Source organism: Streptomyces sp. NPDC001594 (assembly GCF_042893675.1).
Lineage (GTDB): Bacteria > Actinomycetota > Actinomycetes > Streptomycetales > Streptomycetaceae > Streptomyces.
This window is the reverse complement of record NZ_JBIAVB010000019.1, coordinates 87,118-105,793: the sequence shown is the minus strand read 5'-3', so window position 1 is coordinate 105,793 and position 18,676 is coordinate 87,118. Positions and strand designations below refer to the sequence as shown.

At 77.1% G+C, this 18,676-nt stretch carries 3 protein-coding genes and 1 pseudogene; all 4 read left to right on the top strand.

What is annotated here, in order from left to right; genetic code table 11:
• Positions 1–2 precede the first annotated feature (2 nt).
• The 4 genes and pseudogenes from ACFY0O_RS31575 to ACFY0O_RS31560 all read left to right on the top strand — a co-directional run bounded on the left by ACFY0O_RS31575 (position 3) and on the right by ACFY0O_RS31560 (position 18,626).
• A complete protein-coding gene (locus tag ACFY0O_RS31575; protein WP_388953001.1) occupies positions 3–3,143 on the top strand; it encodes a type I polyketide synthase in 3,141 nt (1,046 codons plus the stop codon).
• 62 nt (positions 3,144–3,205) lie between these two features.
• Positions 3,206–8,803, top strand: a pseudogene (locus tag ACFY0O_RS31570) (SDR family NAD(P)-dependent oxidoreductase); the annotation flags it as partial.
• 96 nt (positions 8,804–8,899) lie between these two features.
• Positions 8,900–15,496 (top strand): type I polyketide synthase, encoded by a 6,597-nt coding sequence (locus ACFY0O_RS31565; protein WP_388953096.1) that lies wholly within the window; start codon positions 8,900–8,902, stop codon positions 15,494–15,496.
• Positions 15,483–18,626, top strand: a complete 3,144-nt coding sequence (locus ACFY0O_RS31560) for a type I polyketide synthase (RefSeq protein WP_388952998.1) — start codon at positions 15,483–15,485, stop codon at positions 18,624–18,626. The genes ACFY0O_RS31565 and ACFY0O_RS31560 overlap by 14 nt, the downstream gene beginning before the upstream one ends.
• Positions 18,627–18,676 lie beyond the last annotated feature (50 nt).

Below are 18,676 nucleotides of genomic sequence, written 5' to 3'. Positions count from 1 at the left end.
CCATGAAAGGCGCAGCCGCCGACATCGCCGTCGTCGGGATGTCGTGCCGGTTCCCCGGCGTGAACGGCCCGGAGGCCTTCTGGCGCCTCCTGCGCGACGGGGAGTCGACCGTCGCCGCCTTCCCGTCCTCCCGGCCGGCCGGCCCCGGCCGCGGCTCCCACCCGGACGCGGCCCTCCTGGAGCGGGGCTCCTTCCTCGACTCCATCGACGGGTTCGACGCCGCCTTCTTCGGCACCGGAGCGGCCGAGGCCGCCGCCATGGACCCCGTGCAGCGGCTCGGGCTGGAACTCGCCTGGGAGGCCGTCGAGGACGCCGGGATCCCGGCGGACACCCTCGCCGGCCGCGAGATCGACGTCGTCGTCGGCACCGCCCCGTCGGGGTACGACGTGCTGCGCAGGCTCTCCGGCAGCGACCGGGACGACCACTACGCCGCCATCGGCGCCAACGGGGCGATGATCGCCAACCGGATCTCCGCCCTGTTCGACGTCCGCGGCATGAGCTACTGCGCGGACTCCGGCCAGTCCTCCTCCCTGGTGGCACTGGCCCTGGCCTGTGACCGGATCCGCGCCGGCGCCGTCGACGCGGCCCTCGCGGGCGGCGTCCACCTGATCGCCGACCCGGAGGCCGGAGCGGCCCTCGCCAACCTGGGCGCCCTCTCGCCCGACGGCCGCTGCTTCACCTTCGACGCCCGGGCCAACGGCTTCGCCCGCGGCGAAGGTGGGGCGTTCGTCCTGCTCAAGCGGCTCGACCTGGCCCTCGCCGACGGCGACCACGTCTACGCCGTGGTCCGCGGCTGGGGCGTCGGCAGCGGCGGGGCCTCCACCCGGATGCCCGACCCCAGCCCCGCCGGGCAGGCCGCCGCCGTCCGGGCCGCCCTGGCCCGCGCGGACGTCCCCTTCGACACCGTCGACTACGTCGAGGCCCACGGCACCGGCACCCGCATGGGCGACCCGGCCGAGGCGGCCGGCCTGCGCGAGGTGTTCCGGGAGACGGGCCGCAGCCGCCCCCTGGTGATCGGCTCGGTGAAGACCAACGTCGGCCACCTGGAGCCGGCCGCCGGGATCACCGGCTTCGTGAAGGCGGCCCTCTGCCTGGACCGCGCCCACCTCGTGCCCAGCCTGGGCTTCCGCTCCCCGAACCCCGCCATCGAGGACTTCCACGAGCACTTCGAGGTGCTGCGGGCCGCCCGCCCCTGGCCGCGGACGCCCGGCCGGCCGCGCCGGGCGGGGGTGTCGGCGTTCGGCATGGGCGGCACCAACGCGCACGTCATCCTGGAGCAGGCGCCCGACACCCCGTCCCGCCCGGCCGCCGACGCCGCCCCGGCCCCCCGCGTGCTGCCGTGGGTGCTCTCCGCCCGCTCGGAGCCCGCCCTGCGGGAGCAGGCGGCCCGGCTGCGGGACCTCGTGGCCGCCGACCCCTCGCTCTCCCCGGCCGACGTCGGCCACTCCCTGGCCACGACACGGACGCGGTTCGAGCACCGGGCGGTGGTCCTGGGCGCCGGCCGCGACGAGGCCCTGGACGCGCTTGCCCTGTTCGCCGCGGGCGGCGACCCGGCGCGCGTGGTGCGCGGGACGGCCGGACGCCCGGCGGGCCCGGTGGTCTTCGTCTTCCCCGGCCAGGGCTCGCAGTGGCCGGGCATGGGCGCCCGGCTGTACGCGGAGTCGGAGGTCTTCGCGCACTCGGTCGACGCCTGCGCGCGGGCCCTGGCACCGCACGTGGACTGGTCGCTGGTGGACGTGCTGACCGGCGCGGCGCCGGCCGCGGAGCTGGAGCGGATCGAGGTCGTCCAGCCGGCGCTGTTCGCCATGCTGGTGTCCCTGGCCCGGGTGTGGGGCTCGCTGGGCGTCACCCCCGACGCGGTCATCGGCCACTCCCAGGGGGAGATCGCCGCCGCGCACATCGCGGGCGCCCTGACGCTGGAGGACGCGGCCCGGATCGTGGCCCTGCGCTCGCGGCTGCTGGCCGAGGTGGCCGGGCAGGGCGCCATGGCCGGGCTCCTGCTGCCCGAAGACCGGGTGCGGGAACTGCTGGGGCGGTGGGGCGGCCGGCTCGGGATCGCCGCCGTCAACGGCCCCAACTCCACCACCGTCTCCGGTGAGACGCAGGCGGTCCGGGAACTGGTCGCGGCCTGCGAGGCCGAGGGCGTCCGCGCCCGGCTGATCAAGTCCACCGTGCCGGGCCACTCGCCGATGCTGGACCGGTTCGAGGCCGAACTGACCGGGGGACTGGGCCGGATCACCCCGCTGCCCGCGACCGCGGCGATCCACTCCACGGTCACCGGCGGCCCCGTGGACCCGGCGGAGCTGGACGCCGCGTACTGGTTCCGCAACCTGCGGCACACCGTCCGGTTCGAGGCCGCCACCAGGAGCCTGATCGCGCGGGGGCACACCACCTTCGTCGAGATCAGCCCGCATCCCGTCCTCCAGGTGGCGATCGAGGAGACCGCCGAGGCGGCCGGGGCCTCGCCGGTGGTGGCCGGCACCCTGAACAAGCACGACGGGAGCACGGGCAAGGTCCTGGAGTCCCTGGCCCAGCTGCACGTACACGGTGTCCCGGCCGACTGGGAGGCGGTGTTCGGCGCGGGGTCGCCGCGCCGGATCGCCCTGCCCACCTACCCGTTCCGGCGCCGGCCGTACTGGCTGACCGCACCCGGGGAGGAGACCGGCGCCGACGGACCCGGCTCGGGCGGCGCGGCGGCGGCGGCCCCGGCCACGGAAGCGGCCGTCCTCATCCTGGTGTGCGCCGAGGCGGCGGCCCTGCTGAGCGCCGCCCGGGGCACGGACCTGACGGGCGCCGCGCTCGCCGCGAGGGCGGGCGACACCTTCAAGGACCTGGGGTTCGAGTCCGCGACGGCGGTGGCCCTGCGCAACCGGCTCGCGGCCGCGGCCGGGGTACGCCTCCCGGCCACCGTCGCCTTCACCCACCCCACCCCGCGCGACCTCGCCCGCCACCTCTTCTCCCTCCTCGCCCCCGAGCCGCCGGAGCAGCCGGAAGCGCCCGGGGCGCCCGAGGTGCGCGAGGGACGCGAGGGGCGCGCAGAGCCCGGAGGCGGGACGGCGGCGGAGGAGGCCGGCCCGGACGGCGGCCCCGGCGACGACGACCTGGACGACCTGTACGCGCTGATCGACCGCGGCTACCTGTAGCCGCACCGGTACTGCTGAACAACGGTTTGGGGGAGGCCCTGGTGGAGGATGTCGACAAGCTCCGGTCCTACTTGCGACGCGCCGTCGGCGACGCGCAGGAGCTGCGCGAGCGGGTGCGCGCGCTGGAGGAGTCCGCGCGCGAGCCCATCGCGGTCGTGGGCGCGGGCTGCCGCTTCCCCGGCGGGGCGGACTCCCCCGAAGCGCTCTGGGACCTCGTCCGCGACGGCGTGGACGCGATGGGGGAGTTCCCGCGGGACCGCGGCTGGGACCTGGAGGCGCTGTACGGCGAGGACCCCGCGGCGCCGGGGACGACGTACGCGCGCGCCGGGGGCTTCCTGCCCGGGCTGGCCGAGTTCGACGCCCCGTTCTTCGGCATCAGCCCGCGCGAGGCCCTGGCGATGGACCCCCAGCAGCGGCTGATGCTGGAGACCTCGTGGGAGGCGCTGGAACGGGCCGGCATCGACCCCGCCGCACTGCGCGGGTCGGCCACCGGGGTGTTCACCGGGATCTACTCCGTCGACTACGGCCCCCGGATGGGCGGCGCGGCGGCGGGCGAGGTGGAGGGCTACGCCCTCGCCGGGACCTACACCAGCGTGGCCTCGGGCCGGGTGGCGTACGTCCTGGGCCTGGAGGGCCCCGCGGTGTCGACGGACACGGCCTGCTCGTCCTCGCTCGTCGCCGTCCACCAGGCCGTGCGGTCCCTGCGTTCCGGTGAGTGCTCCCTGGCGCTGGCCGGCGGGGTCTCCACGATGCCCACCCCGGGCGTGCTCGTGGAACTCGGCCGCCAGCGGGGCCTGTCGGCCGACGGCCGGTGCAAGGCCTTCGCGGACGCGGCCGACGGCACCGGCTTCTCCGAGGGCGCGGGCGTGCTCGTCCTCGAACGCCTCTCGGACGCGCGCCGCAACGGGCGCCGGATCCTGGCCGTGATCCGCGGCTCCGCCGTCAACCAGGACGGAGCCTCCAACGGGCTGACCGCGCCCAACGGCCTCGCACAGGAGAAGGTCGTCCGCGCCGCCCTGGCCGACGCCGGCCTGACGGCCGCCGACGTCGACGCGGTGGAAGCGCACGGCACCGGCACGACCCTGGGCGACCCCCTGGAGGCGGAGGCCCTGATCGCCGCCTACGGGCAGGACCGGGAGCCGGGCAGCCCGCTGTGGCTGGGTTCGCTGAAGTCGAACATCGGGCACACGCAGGCCGCCGCCGGCGTGGGCGGCATCATCAAGATGATCATGGCGATGCGGCACGGGGTGCTGCCCGGGACCCTGCACGTGGACCGCCCCTCGCGGCACGTGGACTGGTCGGCCGGCGCCGTCGCACTGCTCACCGAGCCCCGCCCCTGGCACACCGCGCAGGACCGCCCCCGCCGGGCCGGGGTGTCCGCGTTCGGGATCAGCGGCACCAACGCCCACCTGATCCTGGAGCAGGCCCCCGAGGCGGAGGCCGTCCCCGAGTCCGAGCCCGCCCCCGCCGCCGCGTCCGTGCCCTGGGTGCTGTCCGCCCGCTCGCCCGAGGCCCTGCGGGACCAGGCGCTGCGGCTGCGCGAACACCTCGCCGCCCGCCCGGAGCTGACGGCCGAGGGGGTGGGCCACGCCCTGGCCGCGACCCGCTCGCTCTTCGACCACCGCCAGGTGCTCGTCGGAGACGGCCGCGAGGCCCTCCTCACGGCCCTCACCGCCCTCACGGCCGCCCCGGCCGGCGACGGCGACGGCGGCGCGGTGTCCGGCGTCGCCGGGCCCGCCGGCCGGACCGTGTTCGTCTTCCCCGGCCAGGGCTCCCAGTGGGCCGGCATGGGCCGCGAACTGTGGGACACCTCACCGGTGTTCGCCCGCCGGATGCGCGAGTGCGCCGACGCCCTCGCCCCGTACGTGGACTGGTCCCTGTCCGAGGTCCTCGCGGACGAGGCGGCCCTGCAGCGGGTGGACGTCGTCCAGCCCGTGCTGTGGGCCGTGATGGTCTCGCTGGCCGAGGTGTGGCGCTCGTACGGGGTGCTGCCCGACGCCGTGGTGGGCCACTCGCAGGGGGAGATCGCCGCCGCCTGCGTGGCGGGCGCCCTCACGGTCGAGGACGCCGCCAAGGTGGTGGCGCTGCGCTCCCGCGCGATCCTGGCCCTGTCCGGGCGCGGCGGCATGGTCTCCGTGGAACTCCCGGCCGAGGCCGTGCGCGCCCGCCTCACCGGCGGGCTGTCGGTCGCGGCCGTCAACGGGCCCTCGTCCGCGGTGGTCTCCGGCGACGCGGCCGAACTGGACGCGCTGCTCGCCGCCTGCGAGGGCGAGGGCATCCGCGCCCGCCGCGTCCCGGTCGACTACGCCTCCCACTCCGCGCACGTCGAAGAGGTCCGCGGGGAACTCGCGCGCCTCCTGGAGGGTCTGGAGCCGCGCCCCGCGCAGGTGCCCTTCTTCTCCACGGTCACCGCCGGATGGCTGGACACCACCGGCCTGGACGCCGACTACTGGTACACCAACCTGCGCCGGACGGTCCGCTTCGAGGAGGCGGTCCGCGCCCTGGCCGCCGAGGGCTTCCGCTTCTTCGTCGAGGCCTCCGCCCACCCGGTGCTGACGGTCGGCCTGGAGCAGACCCTGGAGGACGCGGGCGCCGACGCCCTCGCCGTCGGCACCCTGCGCCGCGGCGAGGGCGGCCTCGCCCGCTTCCACCGGTCGGCCGCCGAGGCCTTCGTGGTCGGCGCCCCCGTGACCTGGCGCAGCGCCTTCCCCGACCGGGCCGGGCCGTGGGCCGAACTCCCCACGTACGCCTTCCAGCGGCAGCGCTACTGGCTGGACACCCCGGCCGAGACCACCGCCGCCGCCACCTCCGACCACCCGCTGCTCGACGCCGTCGTCGACCTGCCCGGCGGCGTGGCGGGCAGCGGGCGCCTGTCCCTGTCCCGCCACCCCTGGCTCGCCGACCACGTGGTCCACGGCACCCCCCTGGTGCCGGCCGCGGTCCTGCTGGAACTGGCACTCTGGGCCGCCCACCGCGCGGGCGGCGGGTCCGTCGCCGAACTCACCCTGGAAGCCCCGCTGGTCCTGCCCCGCACGGGCGAGCGCGAGCTCCGCGTCACCGCCGACGACCGCGGCACCCTCACCATCCACTCCCGCCCCACCGACACCCCCACCTGGACCCGCAACGCCTCCGGCACCATCACGCCCGCCGGCGCTGTCGCGGGCGCCGCCGCTGTCGCGGGCGCCGCCGCAGCCGAGGCCGCCTCCAGTGCTGCCGCGCATGCCGCCGCCTCCGGTGCCGTCGCGGGTGCGCCCGTCTCCGGCCGTGTCGAGGGTGCGCCCGCCGTATGGCCCCCCGTCGGGGCGGTCCCCGTGCCCGTCGAGGAGGAGTACGCCCGGCTGTCCGGTCTCGGCGTCCACCTCGGCCCCCTCTTCCGCGGCCTGCGCGCCGCCTGGCGCGCCGAAGACGCCCTCTACGCCGAGGTGGAGGTGCCCGCCGCCAACGGTGCGGCCGGCCGCTACCGACTCCACCCGGCGCTGCTGCACGCCGCGCTGCTCCCGGCCGCCTTCGCCGGGACCGCCGACGGCTCACGGCCCGGGACCCGGCTGCCCGTGCGCTGCACGGGCCTGCGCGTCGGCCGCGCCGAACCGGGCGTGCTGCGCGTGCGGCTGGCCCCCGCCGGGGAGGACACCGTGTCCCTGACCCTCGCGGACGCCGCCGGAACCCCCCTGGGCGGCATCGACGCGCTGACCCTGGCGCCCGTGGACGCCGCGGAACTGACCGCGCTCGGCTTCGACCCGCACGACTCCCTGTTCCGGGTGGACTGGACCCCCCTCGCGCTCCCCTCCGCCCCGGAGCGGTACGCGGTGCTGGGCGACCCGGACGGCATCCACGCCGCCGCCGAACCCCACCCCGACCTGGCCGCCCTCGCCGCCTCCGACACCCCCACACCCCCACTCGTCATCACCGCCACCGCCCCCGCCACCACCGACGGACCGGCCGCGGCCGGACCCGGTACCCCCGCGCGTGTCGCGGAGACGCTCCACCACCTGCTGCGCCGCACCCGCGACTGGCTCGCCGACGAGCGGTTCGACGGGTCGCGCCTGGTGCTCGTCACCCGGAACGCCAACGGTGACGGCCCCACCGACCCGGCCGCCGCCGCCGTCTGGGGCTTCGTGCGCACCGCGCAGACCGAGAACCCCGGCCGCTTCACCCTCGTGGACACCGACGGCACGCCCGCCTCCCTGGCCCGCGTCCCGGAGGCGGCCGCCTCCGGAGCGCCCCAGATCAGGATCCGGGCCGGCGAGGCCGCCGTCCCGGGACTGGCCCGCACCCGCACCCCCCGCCCGGACGACGGCGTACCCGCGCTCGGCTCCGGCACCGTCCTGATCACGGGCGGCACCGGCGGCCTGGGCGCGAAGCTGGCCCGGCACCTCGTGGAGCGGCACGGCGTGCGCCGGCTGCTCCTGGCCGGCCGGCGGGGCCCGCAGAGCCCGGCGGCGGCCGCGCTGCGCGCGGAACTGACCGCGGCCGGAGCCCACGTCGAGGTCGCGGCCTGCGACGTCGCCGACCGCGAGGCCGTCGCCCGGCTCCTCGCCGCCGTGCCCGCCGAGCACCCGCTGACCGCGGTGGTCCACTGCGCGGGGACACTGGCCGACGGGGTCGTGGAGACGCTGACCGGGGACCGGCTGGACACCGTCCTCGCCCCGAAGGCGCACGGCGCCTGGCACCTGCACGAGCTGACCCGGCACCTGGACCTGTCCGCCTTCGTGCTGTTCTCCTCGGTCGCCGGCGTGCTCGGGACGGCCGGCCAGGCCAACTACGCGGCGGCCAACGGCTTCCTCGACGGCCTCGCCCGGGTCCGCCGGGCCGAGGGGCTGCCCGCCACCTCGCTGTGCTGGGGCCTGTGGGCCGACCGCAGCGAGATGCTCGCCGGACTCGCCGACGCCGACGTCGAACGGCTGCGGCGGCAGGGCGTGCTCCCGCTGGCCTCGCCGGACGGGCTCGCCCTCTTCGACCTCGCCCTCGCGCCGCACGACGAACCGGTCCTGGTCCCGGCCCGGCTGGACCCGGCGGCCCCCGGAGCGGCCTCACCGCTCCTCGCCGGCCTCACCGCCGCCCCCGCCGCCCCCGCCGCACCGGGCGGCCCGGGCGCCCCGGCGGGCCCGCAGCCCACCGGCCCGGACCTGCCCCAACGGCTGGCCGCGCTGGCGCCGGACGAGGCGCAGGCGCTGCTCCTCGACGAGGTCCGCACCCGCACCGCCCTCGTCCTCGGCCACCGGGACACCGCCAGGATCGGACCGGTCGTGGCGTTCAAGACGCTCGGGATCGACTCGCTCACGGCGCTGGAACTGCGCAACAAGCTGTCGGCGGCCACCGGCCTGAAGCTGCCCGCCACCCTCGTCTTCGACCACCCCAACCCGGCCGCCCTCGCCCGGTTCCTGCACGCGGGCCTCACCCCCGCGACCCCCGGCGCCGGGGCCCCGCCGTCCCCGGCCGACTCCCTGGCCAAGGAGATCGAACAGCTCGGCGCCCGGCTGGAGGAGGCCTTCCTCCGGCTCGACGCCGACGACCGGAGCACCCTGTCCACCCTGCTCGGCGAAGTGCAGGGCCGCGTCCGCACGATGGCGGGCGGCGCGGCACCGGCCGCCCTCGTCGACCAGATCACATCCGCCTCAGCGGGGGAGCTCCTCCGGCTGCTGGACCAAGAGCTCGGCTAGGGGAGAGCGATGACGAACGACAACGGCGCCGAGGTCCTGGAGTACCTCAGGCGGACCTCGATCGAGCTGCTGGAGACCCGCAAACGCCTCCAGGAAGTGACCGACGCCGCCGCCGAACCCATCGCGGTGGTCGGCGTCGCCTGCCGCTACCCGGGCGGCGCCGGCTCCCCGGAGGACCTGTGGGAGCTGGTGCGTACGGGCGCGGACGCCGTCTCGGAGTTCCCGCGGGACCGCCACTGGGACCTGGAGGGGCTCTACGACCCCGACCCCGACCGGCCCGGCACCTGCTCCACCCGCTCGGGCGGGTTCCTCGACGGCGCCGGGGACTTCGACGCCGAGTTCTTCGAGATCAACCCGCGCGAGGCGCTGGCCGCCGACCCGCAGCAGCGGCTCCTCCTGGAGACCTCGTGGGAGGCCCTCGAACGGGCCGGCATCGACCCGCACACCCTGCGCGGCAGCGCCACCGGCGTCTTCGCGGGCCTCGCCTACTTCGGCTACGGCAACCACCACTTCACCCCCGAGGTCATCTCCGGCTACGCCCAGACCGGCTCCCTGCTGAGCGTGGCCTCGGGCCGGGTCTCGTACGCGCTGGGCCTGGAGGGCCCGGCCGTCTCCACCGACACCGCCTGCTCCTCCTCGCTGGTGACGGTGCACCAGGCCGTGCAGTCGCTGCGCCAGGGCGAGTGCGGCCTCGCCCTGGCCGGCGGGGTCACCGTCATGGCGACGCCCCAGGTGTTCCGGGAGTTCGCCCGCCAGCGCGGCCTGTCGGCCGACGGCCGCTGCAAGGCCTTCGCCGACGCGGCCGACGGCACCGGCTTCGCCGAGGGCGTCGGCATGCTGGTCCTGGAGCGGCTCTCGGACGCGCGCCGCAACGGCCGCCGGATCTGGGCGGTCATCCGCGGCTCCGCCGTCAACCAGGACGGCGCCTCCAACGGCCTGACCGCACCCAGCGGTCCCGCCCAGCAGCGGGTGATCCGGGCCGCGCTGGCCAACGCCCGCGTCCAGGCCGGGGACGTCGACGTCGTGGAGGCCCACGGCACCGGAACCACCCTCGGCGACCCCATCGAGGCGCAGGCCCTGCTCGCCACCTACGGGCAGGACCGGGAGCCGGGCAGCCCGCTGTGGCTGGGCTCGCTGAAGTCGAACATCGGGCACACCCAGGCCGCCGCCGGCGTGGGCGGCATCATCAAGATGATCATGGCGATGCGGCACGGGGTCATGCCCAGGACCCTGCACGTGGACCGCCCCTCGACCCACGTGGACTGGTCGGCCGGCGCCGTCGAACTGCTCACCGAGCCCCGCGAGTGGACCACGCCGCCCGGCCGCCCCCGCCGGGCCGGCATATCCAGCTTCGGCGCGAGCGGCACCAACGCCCACCTGATCCTGGAACAGGCCCCGGAGGAGGACCCCACCGCCCAGCCCGCCACCGGGCCCGCCCCCGACGCCACCCCCGGGCCCGACGCCCTCGGCGCCGGCGCCCCGCTGCCCTGGCTGCTGTCGGCCCGCTCCGAGCAGGCCCTGCGGGCCCAGGCCGAGCGGCTGCGCGCCTTCGCCGCCGCCCGCCCCGACGCCGACCCCGCGGCCGTCGCCGCCTCCCTGGTCTCGCACCGGGCGACCTTCGAGCACCGGGCCGTCGTCCTCGGCCACGGCCGTGACGCCCTGCTCGACGGCCTCGCCGCCCTCGCCGGAGGCGCGGAGAGCCCCGCCGTGGTCCGCGGCACGGCCGCCGAATCCGCCGGCACGGCCTTCCTGTTCCCCGGCCAGGGCGCGCGGTGGACCGGCGTGGCCCGCGAACTGTGCGCCGCCTTCCCCGTGTTCGCCCGGACACTCGACGAGGTCTGCGCCCGCTTCGACACCCACCTCCCCTTCGCCCTCAAGCCCCTGCTCCTCGCCGACGAGCCCGAGGGCGCCGACCGCACCGACGTCATGCAGCCCGCCCTCTTCGCCCTCCAGGTCGCCCTCTACCGGACCCTGACCCGCTACGGCCCGCGCCCGGACCGGCTGATCGGCCACTCCGTCGGCGAGATCGCCGCCGCCCACGTGGCCGGGGCGCTCGACCTGGACACCGCGTCCCGGCTGGTGGCCGCCCGCGGCCGCACCATGCAGGCCGTCACCGAACACGGCGCCATGCTGGCCGTCCGCGCCCCGCAGGCCGAGGTGGAGCCGCTGCTCGACGGGTACGCCCGCGTCGGGATCGCCGCCGTCAACGGCCCCGAGTCGGTGGTGGTGTCCGGCCTGCGCGAGGAGGTCCACGCCCTGCGCGACCGGCTCCTCGCCGAGGGCCGCTCGGCGAAGCTCCTCCCCGTCGACCACGCCTTCCACTCCCCGCTGATGGACCCGGTCCTGGAGGAGTTCGAGGCGGCCCTCCCCGCCTTCCCCGACACCGGCACCGACGCCGGCATCGGCACGGGGGAAGGCGGCGGACCGGCCGTCCCGGTCGTCTCCACCCTCCTGGGCCGCGAGGCCACCCTCCGCGAACTGCGGTCCGCCGCCCACTGGGTGGACCACGTCCGCGCCCCCGTGCGCTTCCACGAGGCCGTCGAACGGGCCCGCTCCGCCGGAACGGACGTCTTCCTCGAAGTCGGCCCCGGCCCGACCCTGGCCGGCCTCGTCAAGGACTCCTTCGCCGCCGAGGGCGTGGACGCGCTGGTCGTGGCCTCCTCCCGGCGCGGCCGGGGCGCGGCGGAGGGACTGGCCGGGGCGCTGGCCGCCCTGCACGTCCGGGGCGCCGCCGTGGACTGGGCCGCCCTCACCGGCACCCGCCCGCCCGTCGACCTGCCCACGTACGCCTTCCAGCGGCAGCGCTACTGGCTGGACTTCCTCGCCGGGTCCGCCCCGGCGGACGTGGCCTCCGCCGGGCTGTCGGCCCCCGGCCATCCCCTGCTGGGCGCGGTGGTGGACCACCCCGGCACCGGGGAGAGCGTCTACACCGGCCTGTGGTCCCTGCGCACCCACGGCTGGCTCGCCGACCACGCGGTGTTCGGTTCGGCCGTCGTCCCGGCGACCGCCTACCTGGACCTGGCCCTGTCGGCGGGCGCGCACACCGGCTGCCCCGCGGTCGCCGACCTCTCCCTGGAGGTCCCGCTGGTCCTGCCCGACGAGGGCGCGGTACAGGTACGGGTCGTCGTCGGCGCGGCCGACGGGACGACGGGCCACCGCTCCCTGGACGTGTACGCGCGCCCCGCCGCCGAAGGCGCGGCGGACGGCGACTGGACCCGCCACGCCATGGGCACCCTGGCCCCGGAGGCAGCGGCTCCGACGGCCGGACCCGATGCCACCGGACCCGATGCCGCCCGACCCGGCGCGGCGGCGCCGCTCTCCGTCTGGCCCCCGGCCGGCGCCGAACGGCTCCCCTTCGACGGCCTCTACGACTCCCTCGCCGGCCACGGCTTCGACTACGGCCCGGCCTTCCGCGGACTGCGCGAGGTCTGGCGGCGCGGCGAGGACCTCTTCGCCCTCGCCACCCTCCCCGAGGAGGCGGCCGCCGCGGGCGCCTTCGCCCTGCACCCGGCGCTCACCGACACCGTCCTGCACGCCGTGGTCGTCGGCGGGGTCATCACCGTCACCGACGAGCAGGGCTGGATGCCGTTCTCCTGGTCCGGCGCCGCCCTCACCGGGCCGTGCGGCCCGACCGTCCGGGTCCGCCTGACCCCCGTCGGGGAAGGGACCGTGTCCCTCACGGTCGCCGACGAACAGGGCCGCGAGAGCGCCCGCGTGGACGCGCTGACCTTCCGCCCGGCCACCGCCGAGCAGGTGCGCGCCGCCCGCGGCGGCCCCGAGCACCCGCTGTACGCCCTGGAGTGGCGGCCGGTCCCGGCCGCCCCGCAGGACGCCGCCCCCGGCCCGTGGGCGGTGCTCGGCCCCCCGGACGGCCGGGCCGCCCGGCTCGCCGTGGAGGGCGGCGCCGCCCTCCACGCCTCCCTCGGCGACCTCCCCGCCGACGGCGGCGCCCCCGGCCACCTGGTGTTCTGCCCGGACGACCACAGCAGCGCCGACGAGGACGTCCTCGGCTCCGTCACCGCCGCCGGGGAACGCGTCCTGGACCTGCTCCAGGCCTTCCTCGCCGACGAGCGGCTCGCCGCGACCACCCTGGTGGTCCTCACCCGCCGGGCCCTGGCCACCGCCCCCGGCGAGGACGTCGAAAGCCTCCCCGGCGCCTCCGTGTGGGGCCTGGTCCGCTCCGCGCAGACCGAGCACCCCGGCAGGTTCCGCCTCGTCGACACCGACGACGCCGACACCTCCCGGGCCGGCCTTCCGGGCGCCCTGTGCCTGCCCGACGAGCAGCTGGCGCTCCGCGAGGGCGCCTGCCTCGTCCCCCGCCTGGCGCCGGCCCCGCCCGCCGACGGTCGTCTCGAACCCCCGTCGGACGGCCCCCACCGCCTCGGCATCCCGCGGCGCGGCACGCTGGAGAACCTCACCTGGGTACCCTGCCCCGAGGTGGAGGCGCCCCTGGAGAGCGGACAGGTCCGCATCGCCGTCCAGGCCGCGGGCCTCAACTTCCGCGACGTCACCATCGCCCTGGGCCTCATCGACCGCACGGCCTTCGACGCGGGTCTGGGCAGCGAGGGCTCCGGCGTGGTCCTGGAGACGGCGCCCGACGTGACCACCTTCCGGCCCGGCGACCGGGTGGCCGGCATCTTCCCCGGCGCCTTCGGCCGGGTCGCCGTGGCCGACCACCGCCTGCTGGCGGCGGTCCCCGACGCGTGGAACCACGCCGAGGCGGCGTCCGTGCCCAGCACCTTCCTCACCGCCTACTACGCACTCTTCCACGTGATGCGGCTGAAGAAGGGCCAGCGCATCCTCATCCACGCCGCGGCCGGCGGCGTCGGCACCGCCGCCGTCCAGCTGGCCCGGCACGTCGGCGCCGAGGTCTACGCGACCGCGAGCCCGGCCAAGTGGCCCGCCCTGCGCGCCCAGGGCCTGGACGACGCCCACCTGGCGTCCTCGCGCGACCTGCACTTCGTGCAGAAGTTCCTCGACTCCACCGGCGGCCGCGGGGTCGACGTGGTCCTGAACTCCCTCGCGCACACCTTCGTCGACGCCTCGCTGCAACTCCTCCCGGGCGGCGGCGACTTCATCGAGATGGGCAAGACCGACATCCGCGAGCCCGGGCGGGTCGCCGCCGACCACCCCGGGGTCCGCTACCAGGCCTTCGACCTCTACGGCTCGGCCGGCCCCGACACGCTCCAGGAGATGTTCCGCGAGGTCATGGCCCTGTTCGCGGACGGACGGATCCGGCTCGGCCCGGTCTCCGTGCGCCCCGTCCGCGACGCGCGCGCGGCCTTCCGCGAGATGAGCCAGGGCCGCCACACCGGCAAACTGGTCCTCGAACTGGGCGACGGCTTCGGCGGCGGCACCGTACTGGTCACCGGCGGCACCGGCGGCGTGGGCTCGCTCGTGGCCCGTCACCTGGCCGCCGAACACGGCGTACGGAGCCTGCTGCTGGCGAGCCGCCGGGGCCCGGCGGCCGACGGAGTGCCCGAACTGGTCGCCGAGCTGGAGGCGGCCGGCGCCGCCGTCCGGGTCGTGGCCTGCGACGTCGCCGACCGGGACGCCGTGGCCGCGCTGCTCGCCGACATGCCCGCCGGGTACCCGCTGACCGCGGTGGTCCACGCGGCCGGCGTCCTGGCGGACGGCACCCTCGCCTCGCTGACCGCCGACGGCCTGCGCCACGTGCTGGCCGCCAAGGCCGGCGGCGCGCTCCACCTGCACGAACTGACCCGGGACCACACCCTGTCGGCGTTCCTCCCGTTCTCCGCCCTGGCCGGCACGCTCGGCACCGCCGGCCAGGCCCACTACGCCGCCGCGAACGCCTTCCTGGACGCCCTGGCCACCCGCCGCAGGGCCGCCGGACTGCCCGCCGCCTCCCTGGCCTGGGGCTGGTGGGAACAGAGCAGCGCCATGACCGAGGGCCTGGACGGGGCCGACCTCTCCCGGCTCCGCCGGATGGGCATCGCCCCCATGCCCACCGCCGAGGCCCTCGCCCTGTTCGACGCGGCCTGCGCGCACGGCGCCCCGGTCCTCGTCCCGGCCCGGATGGACCTCGCCGGCCTGCGCGGCAGGCCCGCCGGGGAACTGCCGCCGCTGCTGCGCGGCCTCGCCGACGCCGGACGCCCGCGCCGGACCGGGGCCGGCACCGCACCGCACTCCGGCCCCTCCGGGCTGCCCGCCGCACTGGCGTCGATGGCGGCCGACGAGGCCCGGACGGCCGTCCTGGACTGGCTGCGCGACCAGGCGGCCCTCGTCCTCGGCCACCCGGCCGGTACCGCCGTCGACGCCGCCCAGCCGTTCACCCAGCTCGGGTTCGACTCGCTGACCGCCGTCGAACTGTGCAACCGCCTGGCCGCCGCGACCGGCCTGCGCCTGCCCTCCACCCTCGTCTTCAGCTACCCCACCCCGGACGAACTCGCCGGACACCTCCTCGACCTGCTGCGTCCCGCGGCGGCCGAGGACGCCGGTGCGGACGCGGCCGCCGCGGAACCGGCACGGGACGCGGAGATCCGGGAGGCGCTGCGGACCGTGTCCGTCGACGCCCTGCGCCGGGCGGGCCTCCTGGAGGCCGTCCTCGCCTGCGCGGACACCCCCGGCCCCGACACCGGACCCGAGGCGGCGCCGGAGGCCGCCGACGCGCAGGAGCTCGCGGGCATGGACCTGGACGCGCTGCTCGACCTGGCCCTGGATGAGAAGAGGTAGTGACATGACCAACGCCGCGGACCAGACGGCGGAGGGCTCGGACCGGGTCCAGCGGGCGCTGCGCACCCTGCTGGAGGAGCGCGACCGCCTCCGCCAGGAGAACGAGGCCCTCAGGGCCGGCCGGGACGAGCCGATCGCGGTCGTCGCCATGGCCTGCCGCTACCCCGGGGGCGTCTCCTCGCCCGAGGACCTGTGGGAGGTGGTCCGCGAGGGCCGCGACGTCGTGGACGCCTTCCCGGCCGACCGAGGCTGGCGCGACGTGTACGACCCGGACCCCGACGCCCCCGGCAGCGCCCACGTCCGCCACGGCGGTTTCCTGGCCGACCCGGCCGGGTTCGACGCCGAGTTCTTCGGCATCAGCCCCCGCGAGGCCCTCGCCACCGACCCGCAGCAGCGGCTGCTGCTGGAGACCTCCTGGGAGGCCTTCGAACGGGCCGGCATCGTCCCCGCCGACGTCCGCGGCACCGAGGTCGGGGTCTTCACGGGGGTGAGCTCCACCGAGTACGGGTGGCGCTTCCTGGAGGCGGGCCAGAGCGAGCTGGAGGGCTACCTGCTCTACGGCAGCTCGCTGAGCGTCGCCTCCGGCCGGGTGGCCTACGAACTGGGCCTGACCGGCCCGGCGGTGTCCCTGGACACCGCGTGCTCGTCCTCGCTGGTGGCCCTGCACATGGCGGCGCGTTCGCTGCGCGCGGGGGAGTGCTCGATGGCACTGGCGGGCGGGGCGCTGGTGATGTCCTCGCCCGCGGCCTTCGTGGAGTTCGCCCGCCAGGGCGCGCTCTCGCCCGACGGCCGGTGCAAGGCCTTCGCCGACGGCGCGGACGGCACCGGCTGGGCCGAGGGCGTCGGAGTCCTGCTGCTGGAGCGGCTCTCCGACGCCCGCCGCCACGGCCACCCGGTGCTCGCCCTGCTGCGCGGCTCCGCCGTCAACCAGGACGGCGCCAGCAACGGCCTGACCGCGCCCAACGGCCGCGCCCAGGAGAAGGTGATCCGCCGGGCCCTGGCCGACGCGGGCGTCGCTCCCGCCGAGGTCGACCTGGTCGAGGCGCACGGCACCGGGACGGTCCTGGGCGACCCCATCGAGGCGCAGGCCCTGCTCGCCACGTACGGCCGGGGCCGCGACCGGGACCGCCCGCTGTGGCTGGGCTCCCTGAAGTCGAACATGGGCCACGCCCAGGCCGCCGCCGGAGTCGCCGGGGTCATCAAGGCCGTGATGGCGCTGCGCCACCGCCACCTGCCCCGCACCCTCCACGTGGGCGAGCCCTCCCGGCACGTCGACTGGTCCTCCGGCGGCGTCGAACTGCTGGTGGAGGGGCGGGAGTGGACCCGGCCGGACGGCCCGCGCCGGGCCGGGGTGTCCTCGTTCGGGGTCAGCGGCACCAACGCCCACGTGATCCTGGAGGAGGCCCCCCAGGAGCCGGCGCCGGAGCCCGCCACGGGCCCGGAGGTCGCCGGCGGAGTGCTGCCCTGGATCCTCTCCGGCAAGAGCGCGGCCGCCCTGCAGGGGCAGGCGGCCGCCCTGCGCGCCCGCCTCGCCGCCGATCCGCACGCCGACCTCCCCGCCGTCGGCGCCTCCCTGGTCGCGCACCGGTCGCGGTTCGAGCACCGCGCGGTGGTGCTGGGGCGCGGCCGCGACGGGCTGCTGGACGCGCTGGCCGCCCTCGGCGAGGGCGCCGAGTCCCCGGCGGTGGTGCGCGGGACGGCCGCGCGGCCCGGCGGGACCGTCTTCGTCTTCCCCGGCCAGGGGTCGCAGTGGGTGGGCATGGGCCGGCAGCTGTACGCCGCGTTCCCGGTCTTCGCCCGGCACCTGGACGCGTGCGCGGACGCCCTGTCGGAATGGGTCGACTGGTCGCTGCTCGACGTGGTGCGGGGCGTGGAGGGGGCGCCGTCCCTGGACCGGGTGGACGTGGTCCAGCCGGCCCTGTTCGCGATGATGGTCTCGCTGGCCGGCCTGTGGCGCTCCTGGGGAGTGGAGCCGGGCGCGGTGGTCGGGCACAGCCAGGGCGAGATCGCCGCCGCCTGCGTCAGCGGCGCGCTGTCCCTGCGGGACGCCGCCCGGATCGTGGCGCTGCGCAGCCGGGCCCTGGTGGACCTGATCGGGCACGGCGGGATGGCGTCGGTCGCCGAGTCCGCGGAGGTGGTGCAGGAGCGGCTCGCCCCGTGGGACGGCCGGGTGGCCGTCGCCGTCGTCAACGGGCCCCGCTCGGTGGTGGTCTCCGGGGAGCCGGACGCGCTCGACGAGTTCGTCGAGAAGATGAGGGCCGACGGGGCCCAGGCCCGGCGGATCGCGGTGGACTACGCCTCCCACTCCCACCAGGTGGCCCGGGTCCGCGACCAGGTGACCGGCCCGCTCGTCGGGGTGCGGCCGCGGACCTCGCAGGTCCCCTTCTGCTCCACCCTGTACGGCGAGTTCATCGACACCACGCGGCTGGACGCCGACTACTGGTACGAAAACCTACGCGAAAAGGTACTTTTCGAACCTTCCGTGCGGCGGCTGGCCGAGGACGGCTTCCGGGTGTTCATCGAGATGAGCCCGCACCCCGTGCTGACCGTCCCGGTGCAGGAGATCGTCGAGGACCTGGACGACGCCCTGGTGCTGTCCTCGTCCCGGCGGGACCGCGACGAGGTGGAGTCCGTACTCGGCTCGCTGGCCGGACTCCACGTCCGCGGCGGCACCGTGGACTGGACCGCCCTGTTCGGCGAGCGCCCGCGGGCGGAGCTCCCGACGTACGCCTTCCAGCGCCGGAGGTACTGGCTGGCCTCCGCGCAGCCGTCCGCGGCCGTGGCGGACGCGCAGGCCCCGGCGCCGGAACGGCCGGCGGACGAGGAGCACCTGGCCCCCCTGCCGGAGCGGCTCGCCGCCCTCTCCGGGGAGGACGCGCGGGCGCTCGTGCTCGCACACGTCCTGGAGAAGGTCGCCGTCGTCCTCGGCCACGCCTCCAGCGCCTCCGTCGACCCCGACCAGGAGTTCAAGGAGATCGGCTTCGACTCGCTGCTGTCGGCCGAGCTGAGCAAGCGCCTGACCGCTTCGACCGGGCTGAAACTGCGGGCGAACCTGGTGCTGCGCCAGCCCTCGCCCCGGCGCATCGCCGGGCACATCGCGGACTCGCTCGCCACCGCCGCGGGGCGGTGATCCGGCGGCGCCCGGGCCGCCCGGGGGAGTGTCCCGCCGGCGGGACACTC